At 53.3% G+C, this 19881-nt stretch carries 19 protein-coding genes and 1 tRNA gene; all 20 read right to left on the reverse strand.

All coding sequences use genetic code 11. The features are described 5' to 3' along the window. Positions 1 to 107: 107 nt before the first annotated feature. On the reverse strand, positions 108 to 1553 hold the full coding sequence (gene nuoN, locus BMW46_RS11755; RefSeq protein WP_074708772.1) for an NADH-quinone oxidoreductase subunit NuoN: 1446 nt from the start codon (positions 1551 to 1553) through the stop codon (positions 108 to 110). A gap of 34 nt (positions 1554 to 1587) precedes the next feature. Continuing rightward, entirely contained in the window at positions 1588 to 3075 is a 1488-nt protein-coding gene (locus tag BMW46_RS11760) for an NADH-quinone oxidoreductase subunit M (protein ID WP_074708774.1), read from the reverse strand. An 84-nt stretch (positions 3076 to 3159) separates the two neighbouring features. After that, complete coding sequence (gene nuoL / locus BMW46_RS11765; RefSeq protein ID WP_074708776.1) at positions 3160 to 5112, reverse strand: NADH-quinone oxidoreductase subunit L; 1953 nt, start codon at positions 5110 to 5112, stop codon at positions 3160 to 3162. Positions 5113 to 5179: 67 nt separating this feature from the next. After that, entirely contained in the window at positions 5180 to 5485 is a 306-nt protein-coding gene (gene nuoK, locus BMW46_RS11770) for an NADH-quinone oxidoreductase subunit NuoK (RefSeq protein WP_177171084.1), read from the reverse strand. A gap of 46 nt (positions 5486 to 5531) precedes the next feature. Continuing rightward, complete coding sequence (locus BMW46_RS11775) at positions 5532 to 6137, reverse strand: NADH-quinone oxidoreductase subunit J (RefSeq protein ID WP_074708780.1); 606 nt, start codon at positions 6135 to 6137, stop codon at positions 5532 to 5534. A gap of 193 nt (positions 6138 to 6330) precedes the next feature. Beyond that, positions 6331 to 6819: an NADH-quinone oxidoreductase subunit NuoI gene (gene nuoI, locus BMW46_RS11780; RefSeq protein ID WP_074708782.1), complete on the reverse strand. Its 489-nt coding sequence runs from the start codon at positions 6817 to 6819 to the stop codon at positions 6331 to 6333. 14 nt (positions 6820 to 6833) lie between these two features. After that, positions 6834 to 7934: an NADH-quinone oxidoreductase subunit NuoH gene (gene nuoH / locus BMW46_RS11785; RefSeq protein ID WP_074708783.1), complete on the reverse strand. Its 1101-nt coding sequence runs from the start codon at positions 7932 to 7934 to the stop codon at positions 6834 to 6836. Between the two features lie 22 nt (positions 7935 to 7956). Beyond that, on the reverse strand, positions 7957 to 10398 hold the full coding sequence (nuoG, locus tag BMW46_RS11790) for an NADH-quinone oxidoreductase subunit NuoG (RefSeq protein WP_074708785.1): 2442 nt from the start codon (positions 10396 to 10398) through the stop codon (positions 7957 to 7959). 63 nt (positions 10399 to 10461) lie between these two features. After that, complete coding sequence (gene nuoF / locus BMW46_RS11795; RefSeq protein ID WP_074708787.1) at positions 10462 to 11739, reverse strand: NADH-quinone oxidoreductase subunit NuoF; 1278 nt, start codon at positions 11737 to 11739, stop codon at positions 10462 to 10464. Beyond that, positions 11736 to 12212, reverse strand: a complete 477-nt coding sequence (gene nuoE, locus BMW46_RS11800) for an NADH-quinone oxidoreductase subunit NuoE (RefSeq protein ID WP_074708789.1) — start codon at positions 12210 to 12212, stop codon at positions 11736 to 11738. The genes nuoF and nuoE overlap by 4 nt, the downstream gene beginning before the upstream one ends. Before the next feature lie 27 nt (positions 12213 to 12239). Continuing rightward, positions 12240 to 13493 (reverse strand): NADH-quinone oxidoreductase subunit D, encoded by a 1254-nt coding sequence (locus BMW46_RS11805; protein WP_074708791.1) that lies wholly within the window; start codon positions 13491 to 13493, stop codon positions 12240 to 12242. A gap of 21 nt (positions 13494 to 13514) precedes the next feature. Next, positions 13515 to 14132 (reverse strand): NADH-quinone oxidoreductase subunit C, encoded by a 618-nt coding sequence (locus tag BMW46_RS11810; protein ID WP_074708793.1) that lies wholly within the window; start codon positions 14130 to 14132, stop codon positions 13515 to 13517. Positions 14133 to 14140: 8 nt separating this feature from the next. Continuing rightward, positions 14141 to 14617 (reverse strand): NuoB/complex I 20 kDa subunit family protein, encoded by a 477-nt coding sequence (locus BMW46_RS11815; protein ID WP_011380436.1) that lies wholly within the window; start codon positions 14615 to 14617, stop codon positions 14141 to 14143. A gap of 4 nt (positions 14618 to 14621) precedes the next feature. After that, the gene (locus BMW46_RS11820; RefSeq protein WP_074708794.1) at positions 14622 to 14978 is read right to left on the reverse strand and encodes an NADH-quinone oxidoreductase subunit A; all 357 of its coding nucleotides are present in this window, start codon (positions 14976 to 14978) and stop codon (positions 14622 to 14624) included. Between the two features lie 106 nt (positions 14979 to 15084). After that, positions 15085 to 15169: transfer RNA gene (locus BMW46_RS11825), tRNA-Leu, on the reverse strand. A 97-nt stretch (positions 15170 to 15266) separates the two neighbouring features. Then, positions 15267 to 15620 carry a preprotein translocase subunit SecG gene (secG, locus tag BMW46_RS11830; protein WP_074708796.1) on the reverse strand — a complete coding sequence of 118 codons (354 nt, stop codon included), beginning with the start codon at positions 15618 to 15620 and terminating at the stop codon, positions 15267 to 15269. 17 nt (positions 15621 to 15637) lie between these two features. After that, the gene (tpiA, locus tag BMW46_RS11835) at positions 15638 to 16393 is read right to left on the reverse strand and encodes a triose-phosphate isomerase (RefSeq protein ID WP_074708841.1); all 756 of its coding nucleotides are present in this window, start codon (positions 16391 to 16393) and stop codon (positions 15638 to 15640) included. 215 nt (positions 16394 to 16608) lie between these two features. Then, on the reverse strand, positions 16609 to 17418 hold the full coding sequence (gene pstB, locus BMW46_RS11840; protein WP_074708798.1) for a phosphate ABC transporter ATP-binding protein PstB: 810 nt from the start codon (positions 17416 to 17418) through the stop codon (positions 16609 to 16611). Then, on the reverse strand, positions 17412 to 18344 hold the full coding sequence (gene pstA, locus BMW46_RS11845; protein WP_074708800.1) for a phosphate ABC transporter permease PstA: 933 nt from the start codon (positions 18342 to 18344) through the stop codon (positions 17412 to 17414). Before pstA ends, pstB begins: the two co-directional genes overlap by 7 nt. Before the next feature lie 113 nt (positions 18345 to 18457). After that, positions 18458 to 19390, reverse strand: a complete 933-nt coding sequence (gene pstC / locus BMW46_RS11850) for a phosphate ABC transporter permease subunit PstC (protein WP_074708802.1) — start codon at positions 19388 to 19390, stop codon at positions 18458 to 18460. Positions 19391 to 19881: the final 491 nt, after the last annotated feature.

Here is a 19881-nt window from a genome sequence, read left to right on the forward strand (position 1 = left end):
TATGCGATAAATGGAAGCCCCTTCAGGCGTCCAAATACAGAATCATCTGCAAGCGCCGCCTATCCCTCATGCAGGCATAAAGACAGCTCAGCGATGCAGAAACGCAGTTAAGTAGAGTGTTGGATCGCGTAGGTGCAGAGGGCGATAAGTGATTGGGGGAAGATGCCGAATGCGAGTATTGCGAGGCCATTGGCACTCAACAATACCCTTACGTCGCCTTTCGGCGCGATGACCGCATCGGTTTCAGGTTCGTCGAAATACATGAGCTTGACGATACGCAGGTAATAGAATACCCCAATCAGCGAAAGCAGCACAGCCAGCACGGCAAGCCAAGTGTACCCTGCGTTCAGCACGGCCTGAAGCACTGACAACTTGGCATAAATACCCACGGTGGGCGGGATGCCGGCCATGGAGAACATCAGCAGCAGCATGATAAAAGCATACCATGGATTGCGCCGGTTGAGCCCTTTGTAATCATCCAGTTTGTCCGCTTCAAAACCCGCGCGCGAGAGAAGCATGATAATGCCGAACGTACCCATTGTCATGAGCACGTAGACCACGACGTAAAACATTGCGGCACTATAGCCGTTTTCATTCGCGCCGATAAGGCCAAGCAGCATGAACCCCATGTGCGAGATGGTGGAATAGGCCAGCATGCGCTTGATGTTGCTCTGGGCGATAGCGGCAATATTGCCGATCACCATTGACGTGATTGCAAGTATGATCAGCATGCCCTGCCAGTCGCCGGACATTGCGCCCAGACCTTCCACCAGCAGGCGCATGACAAAACCGAATGCCGCGAGCTTCGGCGCCGAACCGACAAACAGCACCACTGCTGAAGACGCCCCTTCATAAACATCGGGCGCCCACATATGAAAAGGCGCTGCGCTCAGCTTGAAACTGATGCCGGCCACAATGAAAACCAGGCCGACAACCAACACACCCCGGCTGATTACTCCGCCTTCGATCGCTTTTGTCACACTGCCGATATCAAGCGAGCCGGTTGCCCCATAAATCATAGACATGCCGTACAGCAGAAAGCCGGATGCCAGAGCACCCAGGACAAAAAACTTTATTGCTGCCTCGGTGGCCCCTGCCGAGTCGCGTCTCAACGCAACCATCGCATAGAGGGACAAGGAAAGGAGTTCCAACCCCAGATAGAGTGTCATGAAGTGGCTGGCGGAAATCATGACCATCATTCCGAGGGTCGCGAACAGCGCGAGGCTGAAGAATTCTCCGCTGAGTATTCCCCGATCCGAAATATAAGTACGGGAATAAACCAGCACTACGGATACGGTGATATAAACCAGCATCTTGAGAATGTCGGCTAGCGTGTCATCGACAAACATGCCGGAAAACGTATGGATGGTGTCGGGTTGCAAGGTACCGAAGGTGATCAGCATGCAGCCGAACAGCGCCAGTTGGGCTAAAAGATAGGCAGTGCCGGGCTTCTTGTCGCCCCATGCAAGATCAGCCATTAATACTCCGCACACCATCACCAGAAGGAATATTTCCGGGTAGGCTGGCGCGAAATTAGGCAGCATAAAATTCATTTATCATCCTTAGCCGAGTGGGGGCGCGCTTCATTCACTGCAATTTGCTGCGAGCAACATGCGCAAGTAAATCATCAACTGTGGTATGCATGACTTCCGTCAAGGGTAGCGGATACAGTCCCATCCCTAATACCGCCACTGCGAGTACGGTCAATACAAGAATCTCGCGCGCGCCGATATCTTTCATTTCCTCCACTGCCGGATGCACAACGGCGCCAAATATCACGCGCTTATACATCCACAGGGTATAAGCTGCGCCTGTGATGAGCGTCGTGGCGGCCAGAAACGCATACCAGAAATTCACTTTCATTGAGGCCATGATGACCATGAATTCGCCGACGAAACCGCTGGTGCCGGGCAACCCGGAGTTAGCCATGGCAAACAGCATGAAAAAAGCGGCAAAGACAGGCATGCGGTGCGCCACTCCCCCATAGTCCGCGATCTGGCGGGAATGCAGCCTGTCATACATGACGCCAATACAAAGAAACATTGCAGCCGAAATAAAACCATGTGAAACCATCTGGACCATGGCGCCTTCGAGGCCGTAATTATTGAACAGGAAAAAACCGAGGGTGACGAAACCCATATGCGCCACCGATGAGTAGGCAATCAGCTTTTTCATGTCGGCCTGCACCAGGGCAACTAAGCCGATATAGACGACCGCGATCAGCGACAATGCGATCATCATGCCCGCGAGCTGGTGACTCGCATCCGGCAGGATCGGCAGCGAAAACCGCAGGAATCCGTAGCCTCCCATTTTCAGCAGGATGGCGGCAAGCACCACCGAACCTCCAGTCGGCGCTTCCACATGCGCGTCGGGCAGCCACGTATGGACGGGCCACATGGGGACTTTGACAGCAAAAGCCAGCAGGAAGGCGATGAATATCAGGATCTGCGATGCCATCGACAAAGGCAGTTTATGATATTCAAGTATCGAGAAGCTGCCCTCGGAAACCTGGTAAAGATAGATGAATGCCACCAGCATCAGCAGTGAACCGAGCAGCGTATAAAGGAAAAACTTGATTGCCGCATAAACCCGGTTGGGTCCGCCCCACACGCCAATGATAAGAAACATCGGGATGAGGGAAGCTTCCCAGAAGACATAGAAGAGAATTGCATCCAGCGACGAAAAAACACCGTTGACGATGCCGGACATGATGAGAAAGGCGCCCATGTACTGCGATACGCGCCTGGTAATCACTTCCCATCCCGCAATCACTACCAAAGGGGTGGTAAAAGCATTCAGCAGTATCAGGGGCATGGCGATTCCATCCACCCCGAGGTGATAGTGGACGTTGAAGCGTTCGATCCACACATGGTTCTCGACGAACTGCATGGTGCTCGTCAACGGATCGAAGCTGGTATAAAGCGGAATCGCCACCAGAAAACCCGCAACCGATCCGACGAGTGCGATCATGCGCGCCAGTGGGGCATTACGATCTCCACCGGTAGCGAGTACAGCAACACCGGCGAGGATAGGCAGCCAGATAACCAGACTTAACAGGGGGAAACCAAACAACATGTCTATTCCATTTTTTTCATTAGCGTGCAGCGGATGCGGGAGGGTCCCACAACTAACATTTTTATTGTATTTTTCGTTGTCCCATTACCAGAACAACCACAAACTCATCAGTATAAACACGCCAACGATCATGGTGAACGCGTAGTGATAGATGTAGCCGGTCTGGAAGCGGCGCATCAATGTGGAGGCGCCGGCTACTAACCCCGCCGTGCCATTCACAAAGAACCCGTCAATTACCTTGACATCCCCGAACTTCCACAATCCCCGGCCAAGCAGGCGCGCACCGCCCGCAAACAGCCAGGAATAGAGTTCGTCTATGAAGTATTTGCGCTCAAGCAGCGTTGCAAACGGTCCTGCCGCCCACTTGATTTTCCCGGGCAAATCGGGTTTTGCAATATAGAGATACCAGGCGGCAAAGATACCTACAACGGATAACCAGAAGGGTATGGTGGAAAGCGCATGCCTCATCATTTCCGGTATGCCATGAAACTCCGCTGCCAATTTCGCCATTGCTTCGTGTTGAGGCGCGATCTGTATCGTATTGGCAAAGTAATCGCCAAACAGCATCGGGCCTATCAGCCAGCCTGCGCCAATGGTCGGTATGGCGAGGGCAACGAGAGGCAGAGTCACCACCCAGGGAGATTCATGCAAGTGCTCTTCAGTGTGATGGTCCATGCGCGGCTGACCGTGGAACGTCATGAACAGCAGGCGAAAGGTATAAAATGCGGTTACGAGGACAGTAGCCACGGCACAGAAATAGGCAAAGCCGGCACCGGGGATATCGGCAAAGTGCACCGCTTCTATGATCGACTCCTTTGAGAAGAAGCCCGAGAGGCCCGGGACACCGGCACTGGCGAGTGCGGCAACAAACATTGTCCAGTAGGTAATGGGCATGTATTTCTTGAGTCCGCCCATCTTGCGCATATCCTGTTCATGATGCATCGCAATAATCACGGAACCTGCGCCAAGGAACAGCACTGCCTTGAAAAAGGCATGCGTCATGAGGTGAAAAATCGCGGCTGGATAAGCGGACGCCCCAAGCGCCACCGTCATGTAGCCGAGTTGCGACAGGGTCGAGTATGCCACGACGCGCTTGATGTCGTACTGGACGATCGCCACCAGCGCCATGAACAAGGTCGTGATGCCACCTATCACCAACACCACGGAGAGTGCGGTCTCGGTCAGTTCGAACAGGGGTGACATGCGCGCCACCATGAAAATACCGGCGGTGACCATGGTTGCAGCATGAATCAGCGCCGAAATGGGCGTGGGACCTTCCATCGAATCCGGCAGCCATACATGGAGCGGAAACTGAGCCGATTTACCCATGGCGCCGACGAAAAGCAGGATACAGATGACGGTCAGTATTGCCCAGGGCGAACCGGAAGTGATTTCTATCGTCTCAGCCGCGACATTGGACGCCTGGGCAAACACGGCAGCATAATCCAGCGTTCCGAAATACACCAATACCAAACCGATGCCGAGGAGAAAACCGAAGTCACCGACACGATTGACCAGGAACGCCTTCAGATTCGCGTAAATGGCCGTTGGGCGCGTATACCAGAAGCCAATCAGGAGATATGAGACGAGTCCTACCGCTTCCCATCCAAAGAACAACTGGAGGAAATTGTTGGACATCACCAGCATCAGCATGGAGAAGGTAAAAAGCGAGATATAGCTGAAAAAGCGCTGATAGCCAGGGTCGTCATGCATATAACCGATGGTATAGATATGCACCATCAGCGATACGAAACTCACCACAACCATCATGGTCGCGGAAAGCTGATCGATCAGAAATCCTACTTCGAAACGCACACCGCCCGATGTCAGCCAGGTATAAACCGTGCCGTTGTATACGTTTCCCTTCAGCACATCGAGGAACACGGCAATGGACGCTGCCACGCAGACGAACATAAGGGCAATGGTGACGCGATGGCTTGCGGCAGGACCAATCACACGTCCAAGCAGGCCGGCTATGAGCGCCCCCGCCAGCGGCGCCAGGGGCACCAACAGGTATAGATTTTGCATCTCAGTCATGAAATTCAGGTTTTTGTTTTTGAACCAGCGATACCGACTCCGAACTATTGAACCTGGCGATTAGCTATTAACCTTTAAGCCTGTCCAGGTCATCGACATCGATGGTGCGCAGGCTACGAAACAGCACCACCAGTATCGCAAGCCCGATGGCAGATTCCGCTGCAGCAACGGTAAGGATGAAAAACACGAACACTTGACCGGATGCGTCCTGGAGATAATGCGAAAAAGCAACAAAATTCATGTTTACCGCCAATAGCATCAGCTCAATGGCCATCAACAGGATGATCACGTTCTTTCTGTTGAGGAAGATACCGACAATGCTGATGGCAAACAGAATCGCACCGATAACAAGATAATGGGATAACGAAACCACTACACCCCCTTTCATGGCGGCATAAAAACGCCGCAATATATTACTTTTATTCTTTCTTCTCGGACGCCATCGACACGAGGCGGATGCGGTCTTCACGCTTCACCGCTACCTGTTTGGCGACGTCCATGGATTTGCTCTCGCCCCGCTGACGCAAGGTCAGCGCGATTGCAGCCACAATCGCGACCAGCAGAATCACCGCCGCGAGCTCAAAGGCATAAACGTATTCGGTGTAGATCAGGCGCCCCAGTTCCTTGGTATTGCTGTAGTCGGCCGCCCGCGCCGCCGGGGCGGGAAGCTCATTGGCACCGAACTGCTTGCCCGTCAGGACCATGGCCATCTCAATCGACATCACCAAGCCGAGCAGTAATCCGAACGGAAACCACTTCCAGAAGCCTTCCCGAAGCCGGGCAAGATTGATGTCGAGCATCATCACGACGAACAGGAACAGCACCATCACCGCTCCCACGTAGACCAGCACCAGGGTAATGGCAAGAAATTCCGCTTCCAGCAGCAGCCATAATCCGGCAGAGGCAAAAAAGGCCAGCACCAGCAGCAGCGCCGAGTGCACCGGATTGCGCGCGGTGATGACTCCAAGGGCCGAGGCCACCAATACCGCGGAAAAAAAGTAGAAGATTATATCTGCAAAACTCATATGGGTACTTCTAGAAATCCGGGAGTCTGGAAGGGTTCACGTAAGATAAAAATGAGCTCATGAAAATATCTTCCGCTTGTTTCTGCGGATAAGCGTGACGAGCGGCAACAGTCCAGCACTCGCCCGACGAAAGACAGTGCAAGTTCGGGGCTGATAAAATATCCACTGCCAATATTGGCGAGCCAAGCGCGATTCATCGGTAACCTGCATCGGCTGCGCGATCCCTTGCTATCTGTTCCTCGTACCGATCCCCAACCGCCAGCAGCATCTGCTTGGTATAGATGAGGTCGCCACGCTTCTCCCCGTGGTATTCCAGGATGCGCGTTTCCACGATGGAATCCACCGGACAGGATTCCTCGCAGAAACCGCAAAATATGCACTTCGTCAGATCGATGTCGTATCGCGTGGTACGGCGCGTTCCATCTTCGCGCTGCTCGGATTCAATGGTAATCGCCAATGCCGGGCATACCGCTTCGCACAACTTGCAGGCTATGCAGCGCTCTTCTCCATTAGGATATCTGCGCAAGGCATGCAAACCTCTGAAGCGAGGGGATTGCGGGGTCTTTTCTTCGGGAAAATACACCGTGATCTTCCGCGCAAACAGATTTCGTCCCGTCAGCATCATTCCTTTGATGAGCTCGAACAGCAGGAAAGTGCGGAAAAAATCCTTGATTCGGTTCATGGTTTCCTCCTGTGTCAGTGAAACCACAAGTTAAGCGGGAATGCGCTCCGAATCGATGCCGGAAGCTGCATCACCAGGCCAAGCACCACTATCCAGACGAGCGTGATCGGAATGAACACCTTCCAGCCAAGACGCATGATCTGGTCGTAGCGATAACGTGGAAACGTGGCGCGGAACCAGAGAAAACAGAACAATAGAAATGATGCTTTCAGGACCAGCCAGATGAAGCCGGGAACCAGGGTGAACGGCGCAATGTTGACAGGAGGCAGCCAGCCACCCAGAAATATGATGCTTGCAAGCATGGCCACCAAAATCATGTTGGAATATTCCGCCAGGAAAAACACCGTGAACGCCATACCCGAATACTCGACATGAAAGCCCGCCACGATTTCGGACTCACCCTCAGCGACATCGAATGGAGCACGATTGGTTTCCGCGACGCCGGAAATAAAATAAACCAGAAACATGGGAAACAGCGGTATCAGATACCAGTTCAGCATGCTGGCCCCTTGCTGGCCCTTGACGATGTCACCCAGGTTCAGGCTCTGGGACATCATAAGCACGCACACCAGCGCAAAACCCATGGCCAGTTCGTAAGAAACCACTTGAGCCGCCGAACGCATTGCTCCCAGGAATGCGTATTTGGAGTTGGAGGCCCACCCCGCAATGATGATGCCATAGACCCCCATCGAGGTCATGGCCAGAATATAAAGCAGACCGGCATTGATGTCCGCCAGGACCGCATCCGGAGAAAAGGGAATGACTGCCCAGGCCGCCAGCGCTGGCGCGAACGTCAGTATGGGCGCAAGCACGAACAGGACTTTGTTCGCTCCGCTCGGGATGATGATCTCTTTCATCACCGCCTTTACCGCATCGGCAATGGGTTGCGCCCACCCCCCCAGCCAGGGAATGCCAAAGAAGGTTACCCGATTGGGACCCACGCGCAGTTGCATATAGCCAATGATCTTGCGTTCGGCGAATGTGAGATAGGCGACTGCCAGCATCAGTGGCAGCACGATGGCCACAATCAGAAGGACATTCTTCACCAGCAGGAAAAGAGCAGGTCCCCACTCAGGACCGAAAAAATCCCCGAACAGTTGTTGCGCGTATTCCATCAGATAATCCGAGTATCGTTCGTCACGATTTTTCCACCGTGATCTGATCAAACATTCCGCCCAGGGCCGCAGTCGAAGGGTGGGCGGAGGCAACCCTTATACAGTTGGCAGGTAACTTGTCATCCTGTGCGACAGGCAGTTGCACCTCACCTTCTCCCTGCTTCAACCGTATGACTTCTTCGGTCTGCAGACCCAATTGCGCCATGAGGCTGCCCGGCATCCATGCTAAAGGCGCCGCCGCATCGCGCGTGCGCTGCAACGACTCCGCCCGGCGCACGATGAGGTCAGCCTGATAAATCGGAACCTCACCGATACGTTGCAATCCTACGCTTCCCTTATTTTCCTTACCGGCTTCAATGGGATTCACAGCAAGACTTCCCAGACTGCTATTCAACCAGGCGCTGACGTCGTTTCCGGCCGGAAGAACGTCTGCCCGCACCTGCTCCGACGTTTCATAATCGAAGCCATCGAGTTGCAGGATATTACCCAGTACCCGCAATACCTTCCATGCGGGACGCGTTTCCCCGAGCGGCGCAACCACACCATTGAAGCCTTGCACCCGCCCTTCCGTGCTGATGAAAGTACCCGAGGTTTCCGTGAAGGGTGCGATCGGCAGCAATACATCCGCATAATTGTCCTGAATGGCAGCATGGCTCTTGTATGCACTCATCATTACAACCAGATCGGCCGCTGCCAGCGTCCTGACGGCGCGCTGGGTGTTGTAGCAATCCAGTTCCGGTTCCAGATTCAACAGGATGTATGCCTTGCATCCGGTCCCGCTTGCCGCATCGTCCATGCCGAGCATTTGTGAGGCATTGGCGCCCTGCCCTCCATGCCTGTCCCCGGCAATATCTGCGTTACGGTTACCAAAGCGGTTATCAAAGGGAACCGCACCGGCAATATAAGCTCCGACGCTGTTGGCAGCCTCTCCCAGCACTCCGAAGCGGATATCGGAAATTTGTGCGATATGCTGGGCAAGCTTGCAGATATCCGTGTAGCGGGGGTGGTGTTGCGCGAGATTTCCGATGAAAATCGCAGCGGGTTTGTTGTCGCTGAGACTGATCGCCATCGCACGGGCCGTATCGCTCGCGCTGACAGTGCTCAAGGCGTTTTTAGCGTCATCGGGAATCTCCACGCCCTTCAACTCGGCAATGGCTTTCAACACCTCTGCCAGCATGGATATCATTTTGTCGGGCGCAACAATAGCACGATTTCTTACCTTGGTCAGCAGGTCATCGTCGATCGGGTTGATCACATTCAATTCCGCGCCGTGCTTCACTGCCTGACGGATACGATGCGCAAGGAGAGGATGATCCTTTCGCAAGGTGCTGCCTATGACCAGCAATGACTTCAACTGCGAAATTTCGGCAATGGGCATTCCCAACCAGGGAGCGCCCTGCATCTGCGAGTCCGCACGGAAATCGCTCTGACGCACGCGATGATCCACGCTTTCGCTGCCTAATCCCCTTACAAGTTTCTGCAACAGGTAAAGTTCTTCAAGCGTGCTGTGAGCAGAACCGAGCGCTCCGATGCTTTCCGCTCCATACTTTTCTTTCACATCTTTGAGGCCATTGGCCACAAACTCCAGTGCAGTTTGCCAGTCGCATTCCTGCCACACGCCTCCCTGCTTTATCATCGGCTTGGTAAGACGCTCCTCAGAATTTAACCCCTCGTAGGAAAAACGGTCTTTATCCGATAACCAGCACTCGTTGATTTCCTCGTTCTCGCGGGGCAGCACGCGCATCACGCGATTCTGTTTTATCTGGACGATGAGGTTGGAGCCGAGGCCGCAATGCGGACTTATGGATTTTCGGCGTGATAGCTCCCAGGTACGTGCGGAATAGCGGAACGGCTTGCTGACAAGGGCGCCCACGGGACACAGATCGATCACATTGCCGGATAACTCCGAATCCACGGTTTTACCGACAAAGGCGAGTATCTCCGAATGCTCTCCACGTCCCACCATGCCCAATTCCATGATCCCCGCGATTTCCTGCCCGAAGCGGACGCAACGCGTGCAATGAATACAACGGGTCATGTCGGTGGAAATCAGCGGACCGAGATTCTTGTTCGCCACCACACGCTTGGCTTCGGTATAACGCGATGAGCTTGCTCCATAGCCCACGGCCAGATCCTGCAACTGACACTCTCCGCCCTGATCACAAATCGGACAGTCCAGCGGGTGATTGATGAGCAGGAATTCCATCACACCTTTCTGGGCTGTTACTGCCTGCCCGGAGTGGGTGAAAACCTTCATGCCCTCCATCGCGGGCGTGGCACACGCCGGCAACGGCTTGGGCGCTTTCTCCACTTGCACGAGACACATGCGGCAATTGGCGGCAATGGAGAGCTTCTTGTGATAGCAGAAATGAGGAATGTATATGCCGAGCTGATTGGCGCCATCCATGACAGTGCCATTCTTGGGCACGGACACCGGTTTACCGTCGATTTCGAAATTGATCATTACTTATGTGCTCCGGGACAACAAGCAGCCGCAAACAAGAAAAGACTCATGACTTCATCCGTGTTACACCAGGCATTTCTTGTGTTCGACGTGATACGCAAATTCGTCACGGAAATGCTGAATCATGGCGCGCACCGGCATGGCGGCCGCGTCACCCAATGCGCAGATGGTACGCCCCTGAATGTTGTCGGCGAGATTATTGAGCAAATCCAGATCTTCCATGCGGCCTTTTCCTGTTTCGATCCGGTGGACAATGCGGTAAAGCCATCCCGTGCCTTCACGGCAGGGTGTGCACTGGCCACAGGATTCTTCATAGTAAAAATAGGATAAGCGCTCCAGCGCCCTGACCATGCAGGTCGTATCGTCCATGATAATAACTGCGCCTGAACCGAGAAATGATCCTGCCTTGGCAATCGAGTCATAGTCCATGTCGGTCTGCATCATGACATCACCCGGCAATACCGGCATGGATGAACCTCCCGGAATACAGCCTTTCAGCTTGCGCCCCCCGCGCATGCCCCCCGCCATCTCCAGCAAGGCTGCGAAGGGCGTGCCGAGAGGCACTTCATAATTGCCGGGCTTGTTCACGTGACCGGAAACGGAAAAAATCTTGGTTCCGCCGTTGTTTGGCTTACCCAGTTGCAGAAACTTGTCACCGCCGTGGCGGATAATCCAGGGTACCGACGCGAATGTCTCCGTGTTGTTGATGGTAGTCGGTTTACCATAGAGACCGAAACTTGCGGGAAAAGGCGGCTTGAAGCGCGGCTGACCTTTTTTGCCCTCCAGCGACTCAAGCAGCGCTGTTTCCTCGCCGCAGATATAGGCGCCGTAGCCATGATGGTTGTATAACTGGAAGCTGAAATCGGAGTCGAGGATGTTATCCCCGAGATAACCCGCTGCACGGGCTTCATCCACTGCCTCCTCCATGCGCTCATAGACGTCCCAGATTTCGCCATGCACGTAGTTGTAGCCCGCCTTGATGCCCATCGCATAGGCTCCGATCAGCATGCCCTCGATCAGCATATGCGGGTTGTAACGCATGATGTCACGATCCTTGAAGGTACCAGGTTCGCCTTCATCCGAATTGCATACCAGGTATTTGTCGCCTTCGTACTGCTTGGGCATGAAGCTCCATTTCAACCCGGTCGGAAAGCCGGCTCCGCCGCGACCCCGCAAGGCGGATTTCTTTACCTCCTCGATGACCTTTTCCGGGGGAATTTTCTCGCTCAGGATTTTTCTGAGCGCAGCATACCCTTCACGCTGTTCGTAATTCTTCAGCCGCCAATCGTTGGGGTCCGATGGGTTCAATCCATCCAGCAGTATCTGCGCAGGCTGGTTCATTTGCTCAAATCCTCCAGCAACTGGTCGATCTTGTCGTTGGACATGAAACTGCACATGCGTTTGTTATTGACCAGGAGAACCGGCGCATCTCCACATGCACCCATACACTCCCCTTCTTTCAAGGTAAATTTTCCGTCCGTAGTGGTTTCGTTGAAGCCTATTCCCAGCTTTTCCCGGAAATGGGCGACTGCCTCGTTCGCGCCGGACAGCGCACATGGAAGATTCGTGCAGACCGTAATCTTGTATTTTCCGATTGGCTGCAAATTGTACATGGTGTAGAAAGTAGCCACTTCGTATACGGCGATCGATGGCATGTCCAGGTACTCCGCCACAAAATCCATCGTTTCGGTGGTCAGCCACCCTTTCTCATCCTGGGCGATGGCGAGCGCCGACATTACCGCGGATTGCTTCTGGTCTGCGGGATATTTGGTCAACTCGTAGTCGATTTTTTTCAGAGACTCTGCGCTTAGCATGTTGATAGCCGTTTCACCTTCAGTACGTCATCTGTCTATTTCACCAAACACAATATCCTGGGTACCAATGATGGCAACCACATCGGCAATCATATGGCCGCGCGACATCTCGTCCAGCGCTGCCAGGTGGGCAAAGCCGGGAGCGCGGATTTTCATGCGGTAAGGCATGTTGGCACCATCCGATATCAGGTAAATGCCGAATTCCCCTTTCGGGTGCTCGACTGCCGCGTAGGTTTCACCGGGCGGCACGTGAAACCCTTCAGTGAAAAGCTTGAAATGATGGATCAGTTCCTCCATGTTCTGCTTCATGTTCACACGGGAAGGCGGTGCGACCTTGTGGTTATCCGTTATGACCGGACCCGGATTTTTACGTAACCAATCGATACATTGCCTGATGATGCGATTGGATTGCCGGAATTCTTCGATCCGGACCAGATAACGGTCGTAGCAATCTCCATTGACGCCGACAGGTATATCGAAATCGAGCTGATCGTAGACTTCATAGGGCTGCTTCTTCCGCAGATCCCATTCGACGCCGGACCCGCGCAACATGGGGCCCGTGAATCCCAGAGCCATTGCCCGCTCGGGAGAAACCGTTCCAATGCCTACCAGCCGCTGTTTCCAGATACGGTTATCGGTAAGCAGGGTCTCGTACTCGTCGACGTACGTTGGAAACCGGTTGGTGAAGTCTTCGATGAAATCGAGCAGCGAACCCTGCCGGTTCTCGTTGCGCGCCTTGGTTGTTTTTTCGTCGTGAATTTTTGACGCCTTGTATTGCGGTATCGAATCCGGTAAATCCCGATAAACGCCGCCCGGCCGGTAGTATGCTGCATGCATCCTTGCACCCGAAACCGCTTCATAGGCATCCATCAAGTCTTCCCGGTCACGGAATGCATAAAGGAATACCGTCATCGCGCCCACATCCAGCGCGTGTGCTCCCAGCCACAGAAGATGATTGAGTATCCGCGTGATTTCGTCGAACATCACCCGGATATACTGCGCGCGTATGGGCACCTCGAGCTGAAGCAGCTTCTCGATCGCCATTACATACGCGTGCTCGTTGGACATCATGGAGACGTAGTCCAATCTGTCCATGTAAGGGACTGACTGGATATATGTCTTGTATTCGGCAAGCTTTTCCGTTGCACGATGCAGCAAGCCGATGTGCGGATCGGCACGTTGTATGACTTCCCCGTCGAGCTCCAGCACCAGTCGCAAGACACCGTGGGCGGCCGGATGCTGCGGGCCGAAATTCATCGTGTAATTACGTATCTCAGCCATCGTTAACAGACCACAAAAATCTCATTCAGAATCCCCATAATGCTCTTCCCGGATAACACGCGGCGTGATCTGGCGCGGTTCTATGGTGACCGGCTGATAGATGACCCGCTGTTGGTCGGGATCGTAGCGCATCTCCACATTGCCGCTGAGCGGAAAATCCTTGCGGAATGGATTACCGATAAATCCGTAATCCGTGAGGATACGGCGCAGGTCGGGGTGACTGGTGAACACGATGCCATAAAGATCGAATGCTTCGCGTTCAAACCAGTTGGCGGAAGGCCATATATCTATTACCGAATCCACAACCGGAAATTCGTCATCCTCGGGGAATGCCTTTACACGCACTCTGCGGTTATGCCGGATCGAAAGCAGGTGATAAACGACAGCGAAGCGTTTGCCCTCACGTCCTCGCTCCGAAGTGGGCTCTACTCCATAGATGGAGTAGTCCACTCCACACAGGTCGATGAGCATCTCGAAACCCAGTTCGGGATGGTCGCGCAAGGCTCTCATTACCGGCAACAGGTTAGCCGGAGGCACCGTAATGATGAGCTGATCCAGTTGCTGATCAACGTTGGCAAGTTTATCCGCCAACACATTCTGAAGGCAAAGCGCGAGCGTTTCCAGGCGAGTGGACGACATAGATGAGCCTAACGAGCGATGGTATTGGTGCGATGGATCTTGTTCTGGAGCTGGATAATGCCGTACAGCAGGGCTTCTGCGGTAGGCGGGCAACCGGGAACATAAATATCGACCGGGACGATACGATCACATCCACGCACCACCGAGTAGGAGTAATGATAATAACCGCCACCATTGGCGCAGGAACCCATGGATATCACCCAGCGCGGCTCTGCCATCTGGTCATACACCTTGCGGAGAGCAGGTGCCATTTTATTACAAAGGGTTCCGGCAACAATCATGACGTCCGACTGACGCGGACTGGGACGAAATACAATTCCAAAGCGGTCAAGATCATAACGGGACGCGCCTGCCTGCATCATTTCGACGGCGCAGCAGGCCAGGCCAAAAGTCATCGGCCACATCGAGCCGGTACGCCCCCAGTTGATAACCGAGTCAAGGCTTGTAGTGACAAAGCCTTTTTCCATTACTCCGTTCGTACTCATGGCCTCAATCCCACTCCAGAGCGCCCTTCGTCCACTCATAAATGAAGCCGACGACAAGGATGCCGAGAAAAACCATCATGGCAATAAAACCGAACAGACCGATTTCATTCAATACCACTGCCCATGGGAACAGGAACGCTATCTCCAGATCGAACAGAATAAATAGGATAGCTACCAAGTAGTAGCGCACGTCGAATTTCATGCGCGCGTCTTCAAACGCCTCAAATCCGCATTCATATGGAGACAGTTTTTCGGTATCTGGACGGTTGGGACCGAACAGCCAGCCAAATCCCATTGCCAAAGCCCCTATGGCAAGGCCAAGCAGGATAAACAACAGAATAGGAAAATAGTTTTCGAGCATATGATGTGTTAGCTATCGAACAAATATAAGACTTGTTTCCAGGTAACATTTATATACCTTTGTCGGTATCTTCTGCTGGCCTGATGCTCAGTCCTGTTGCTGCAAATGGTGCCGACGGCGAGACTCGAACTCGCACAGCTTTCGCCACCGCCCCCTCAAGACGGCGTGTCTACCAATTCCACCACGTCGGCAGCTTAATTTGAATGCCGTTTAATTTGAACACCAGGTCGGAACGTAATCTGGTTAGAACACAATTCCAACCGGTTGTTCAATTAGCTCAGCATTAACTTACTCAGGTATTTCTGTTGCCTTGGAAGGTCCCTCTTCTGCTGGAGGCGCTGCCGGAGCGGGCTCTGCGGGCTTGACAGATTGAATCGGCACAGCTTTGTCCATCACTCCTCCAATCTCGTTCCTGTTGGTGGAAAGGTAGGTCAGGCCAAGGCTAGTCATGAAAAATACGGCAGCCAGAACGCCTGTCGTCCGGCTGAGGAAGTTCGCGGAACCACTGGCGCCAAACAAACTTCCTGACGAGCCACTGCCAAAAGCCGCGCCCATATCCGCACCTTTGCCGTGCTGCAGCAGAACCAGGACGATTACGCCCGCTGCGGACAAGACATGTAGTACCCAGATCAGTGTTTCCAAAGTTGCTCCAATAAGAATTAATCTTTCGCGGCCCGGGCAATTGCGATAAATTCTTCGGCAACGAGCGAAGCGCCGCCAATCAATCCACCGTCAATGTCGGGCATGGCGAACATCTCAGCGGCGTTGGCCGCCTTGACACTGCCGCCATAAAGAATTTTCAATCCCTCAGCTACTTCCGCTGCGTCGGCAGCAATTCTGCCGCGAATAAACGAATGTACCTCCTGAGCCTGATCGGGGCTCGCGGTCTTGCCGGTACCAATGGCCCACACCGGTTCATAAGCCAGCACCGCCGTGCCCAGGGCATTTATCCCCGCCGACTTCACCACCGCATCCAGCTGCTCTGCCACAACCTGCTCCGTAATGCCGGCTTCCCGCTGCTCGAGAGTTTCACCCACACATAAAATAGGTATCAGGCCGGCGCCTTGTGCCGCCTTGAATTTGAGCGCTACGGTGTGGCTATCCTCACCATACAGCGCCCGCCGCTCGGAGTGACCGACAATCACGTAGCGACAGCCAAAATCCAGCAGCATGGGCGCTGAAACTTCACCGGTATAGGCGCCTTTTTCGTGCTGGCTCACGTTCTGGGCACCCCAGGAAACGTGCGTACCTTCCAGAATCGATTGCACTTGGGGTAGGTAAGGATAAGGTACGCATACCGCCAACTCGACTCCGCTCAGGTCTGCCGTCGCAGCAAGAACTGCATTTAGCAAATCCCGGTTCTGCAGCGTTCCGCCGTGCATTTTCCAGTTACCCGCAACCAGCTTGGAACGTATAGCCATGAAGGATTCGCCTTTAACTTGAAAGCTGCGAATGTTACCTGTGAATGGATACGGGGTCAATCGGGGGCTGCGTCAAGCTTTGAACCGCTGGCCAGACAAGTATTCCTGCAAGCCAGGATTTTTCAGGCAGAAATGCCTTACGGCTGAATGAATAACAATTTCCCGCCAACCGAAAAGGGGAAAGAGGGAAAAATTGGCGCGAAGACTCCTTATCCAAAGCGCCCGGTAATGTAATCTTCCGTCTGCTTGTTTTTAGGTTTGATGAAAATCGTATCCGTCACACCAAACTCGATCACTTCGCCCAGGTACATGTAAGCGGTGTAATCCGACACACGGGCAGCTTGCTGCATGTTATGTGTAACGATCAGGATCGTTACCTTGTCTTTCAGATCGGCTATAAGTTCCTCTATACTCGCCGTGGCAATGGGGTCAAGTGCAGAAGTGGGTTCATCGAACAGGAGAATCTCAGGATTGGTTGCAAGTGCGCGCGCGATGCACAACCGCTGTTGCTGTCCGCCCGAAAGATTGTAGGCAAGCTGATGCAGGCGATCCTTCACTTCATCCCACAGGGCGGCACCCCTGAGTGCGTCTTCCACTTTTTCATCCAGTATCGCGCGGCGTCTGACACCCCGGACCCGTAAACCATAGGCAACGTTCTCATAAATGGATTTCGGAAAAGGATTGGGTTTCTGAAATACCATGCTGATGCGCATGCGTACTTCAATAGGGTCCACGCTCCGGGAAAGAATATTGACATTATCCGGGTGTAGGATAATGTCTCCCATGTAGCGATTCCCTGGATAGAGATCATGCATGCGGTTGAAGCAGCGCAGGAACGTGGATTTGCCGCACCCCGAGGGACCGATCAATGCGGTCACCTTTTTTTCATGCAGCATCATGTTAATGTTCTTGAGCGCCGAAAATGAACCGTAGTAGAAACTCAGGTTCCTGACTTCGGACTTGTATTGGGACGACGAAACATTCCCCACCGGATGCTCGGACGAAAAATCTTTTACCATTTGAGATTCTTGCGCATCCGGTAGCGAAGATAGATCGCGAGCGCATTCATGGTAAGAGTCATTATCACCAGTACCAGGCCAGCCGCGGCTGCGTTCACCTGAAACGCTTCTTCCGGCCGCGATACCCAGTTGAACATCTGGATAGGCATGACAGTAAATGGCGCCATCAGCCATTCGAAGGAAATATAAGGAAACTCCTCCTTGAAGGGAGATGGAGGTAGAAAAGCAATAAAGGTCAAGGCACCGATGGTGATAATGGGAGCCGTTTCTCCAATTGCACGCGCAAGGCCGATTATGATGCCGGTAAGAATGCCGGCTGCGGAATAAGGCAGAAGATGGTCAGAAACAGTTTGCCATTTGGTTGCACCCAGCGCATAGGCGCCTTCACGTATAGTGACCGGGATGGCGCGTATTGCCTCCCGGGTCGCAACGATAACGATCGGAAGAATGAGCAAGGCCAGCGCAAGGCCAGCGGAGAGAATGCTCTGGCCGAATCCAAGTTGATGAACAAACAGGCTCAGCGCCAGAAGCCCGTAGATAATCGATGGCACCCCGGCAAGGTTGGTCACATTGATCTCGATGAGATCGGTAAGAATATTTTTAGGGGCATATTCTTCCAGATAGATGCCCGCTCCAACCCCCAGAGGCACCGCTGCCGCGGCTGTCACTATCATTACGAGGGTGGTTCCCATCCAGGCGGAAAGTATGCCTGCCGATTCTGGACGCCGTGAGGGGAAGGATGTGAAGAAATCCCAGGACAAGCGAGGAAGGCCATCGATGAGCATGTGCGAGAACAAGGCGATGAACGTAAGTACGGCAATCATCAGCACAAGCAAGCCGGTAACAAGGAAAATCAGATCCCCCAGCTTGTGCCGGGCGATGATAGCGCGAATCTCCCGCAGATTTTGAGCATCACTGTCACTCATGGGTGCATTCTCGCAAAGGAAATGGAAACCGGGAAGCTGGGTTCAACAGGAACCGCCCACGGAATTTTCGAGATGAAACGAGTTGGTCATGGAAACAGGTATCGAAACATACTTCAATATACCTCGCGGAAACGCTTGCGTAGAAGATGCCCGATAATATTGAATACCAACGTTATAAGCAGCAGGGTCAATCCCGCTGCAAAGATAGTCTGATATCCGATACTGCCGTGCGGCAGATCGCCCAGGCTTACCTGAACGATATAAGCAGTGATGGTAGCGGCAGGCTCCATCGGATTCCACGTGAGGTTTGGCTGCATTCCCGCCGCTATCGCAACCACCATCGTTTCTCCCACCGCCCGGGAAATACCCAGAATATAAGCTGCGGCAATGCCAGAGAATGCTCCTGGCATTACCACGCGAACAGCCGTCTGAAATCGGGTCGCGCCCATTGCATAAGAGCCTTCCCGCAAATGCATGGGTACCGCGCGCATCGCATCTTCCGCCATGGAACTTACATAGGGAATGATCATGATGCCCATCACCAGTCCTGCCGAAAGAAGACTGAAACCGGGCAATTCCGGAAAAATTTTCTGCAATAGAGGCGTAACAAACAGCAATGCAAAGTAACCGTATACAACTGTTGGAACACCCCCCAGCAGTTCAAGAAAGGGCTTGGCCATCTCACGAACGGTAAAAGGTGCGAACTCGGATAGATAGATGGCGGTGATGGTGCCCATCGGGATGGCAACGAGCAAGGCCACGGCGGAGCTTACTACGGTCCCGGAAACGAGTGGAAGTATACCGTAATGCGCATTATCGAAAAGGGGCGTCCACTGCGTGTCAGTAAGAAATTCCCAGAGAGATACATGCTTGAAAAATGAAAGGGATTCCGTGACCAGCATCACGACGATCGCTAGGGTAATGGCGACGGAAACAAATGCCGTCAAAAAAAGCACGGCCTCAATAAAACGCTCACTCAGATGACGTCGATAGTTATATCCAAGTGCACTGGAGTCGGGAGTATTATCGGAGCGGCGCGCTGTCACCGGGAACTGCACCTTGAAGTGAGACCATTGGGAGGGGCCTAAATAGTATGATGGAAATGTTACAGTTTCGTGACAACCATTCACACAAAAGAAATCACCTCTCCCTACGGCGGAGCCAGAAGATCATTCAGTGATTATACTATCGAGGGTTAATCCCGAACGCTGTTACATAAATATAAGTGCAGCGTCCTGAGAATAACCCGTAACGACAGAAATCGGATTCTCGATCAGGAAATTCAGGCTGAACTGATTAAGCGGGAAGCATAGCAGACAGCAGGATGTTCTCACTGGATTCGGCTTCGAATCCAGTGAAAACACCGGAGGCAACGAGAAAGTATAAACTGGATCGGTAATTACAGCAGCAAAGGAACGCACTGCTCTCTACCGAGATCTGGCTTACTCCTCGTCTTCCTCTTCCTCGTCGTCATCATCCTTTTTTTCGGGCTTGAGCACCATCTTGCCCTGCTTGATGCTCTCGTTCAGGTCGGTTT

This window comes from Nitrosospira multiformis, from assembly GCF_900111585.1.
Taxonomy (GTDB): Bacteria; Pseudomonadota; Gammaproteobacteria; order Burkholderiales; family Nitrosomonadaceae; genus Nitrosospira; species Nitrosospira multiformis_B.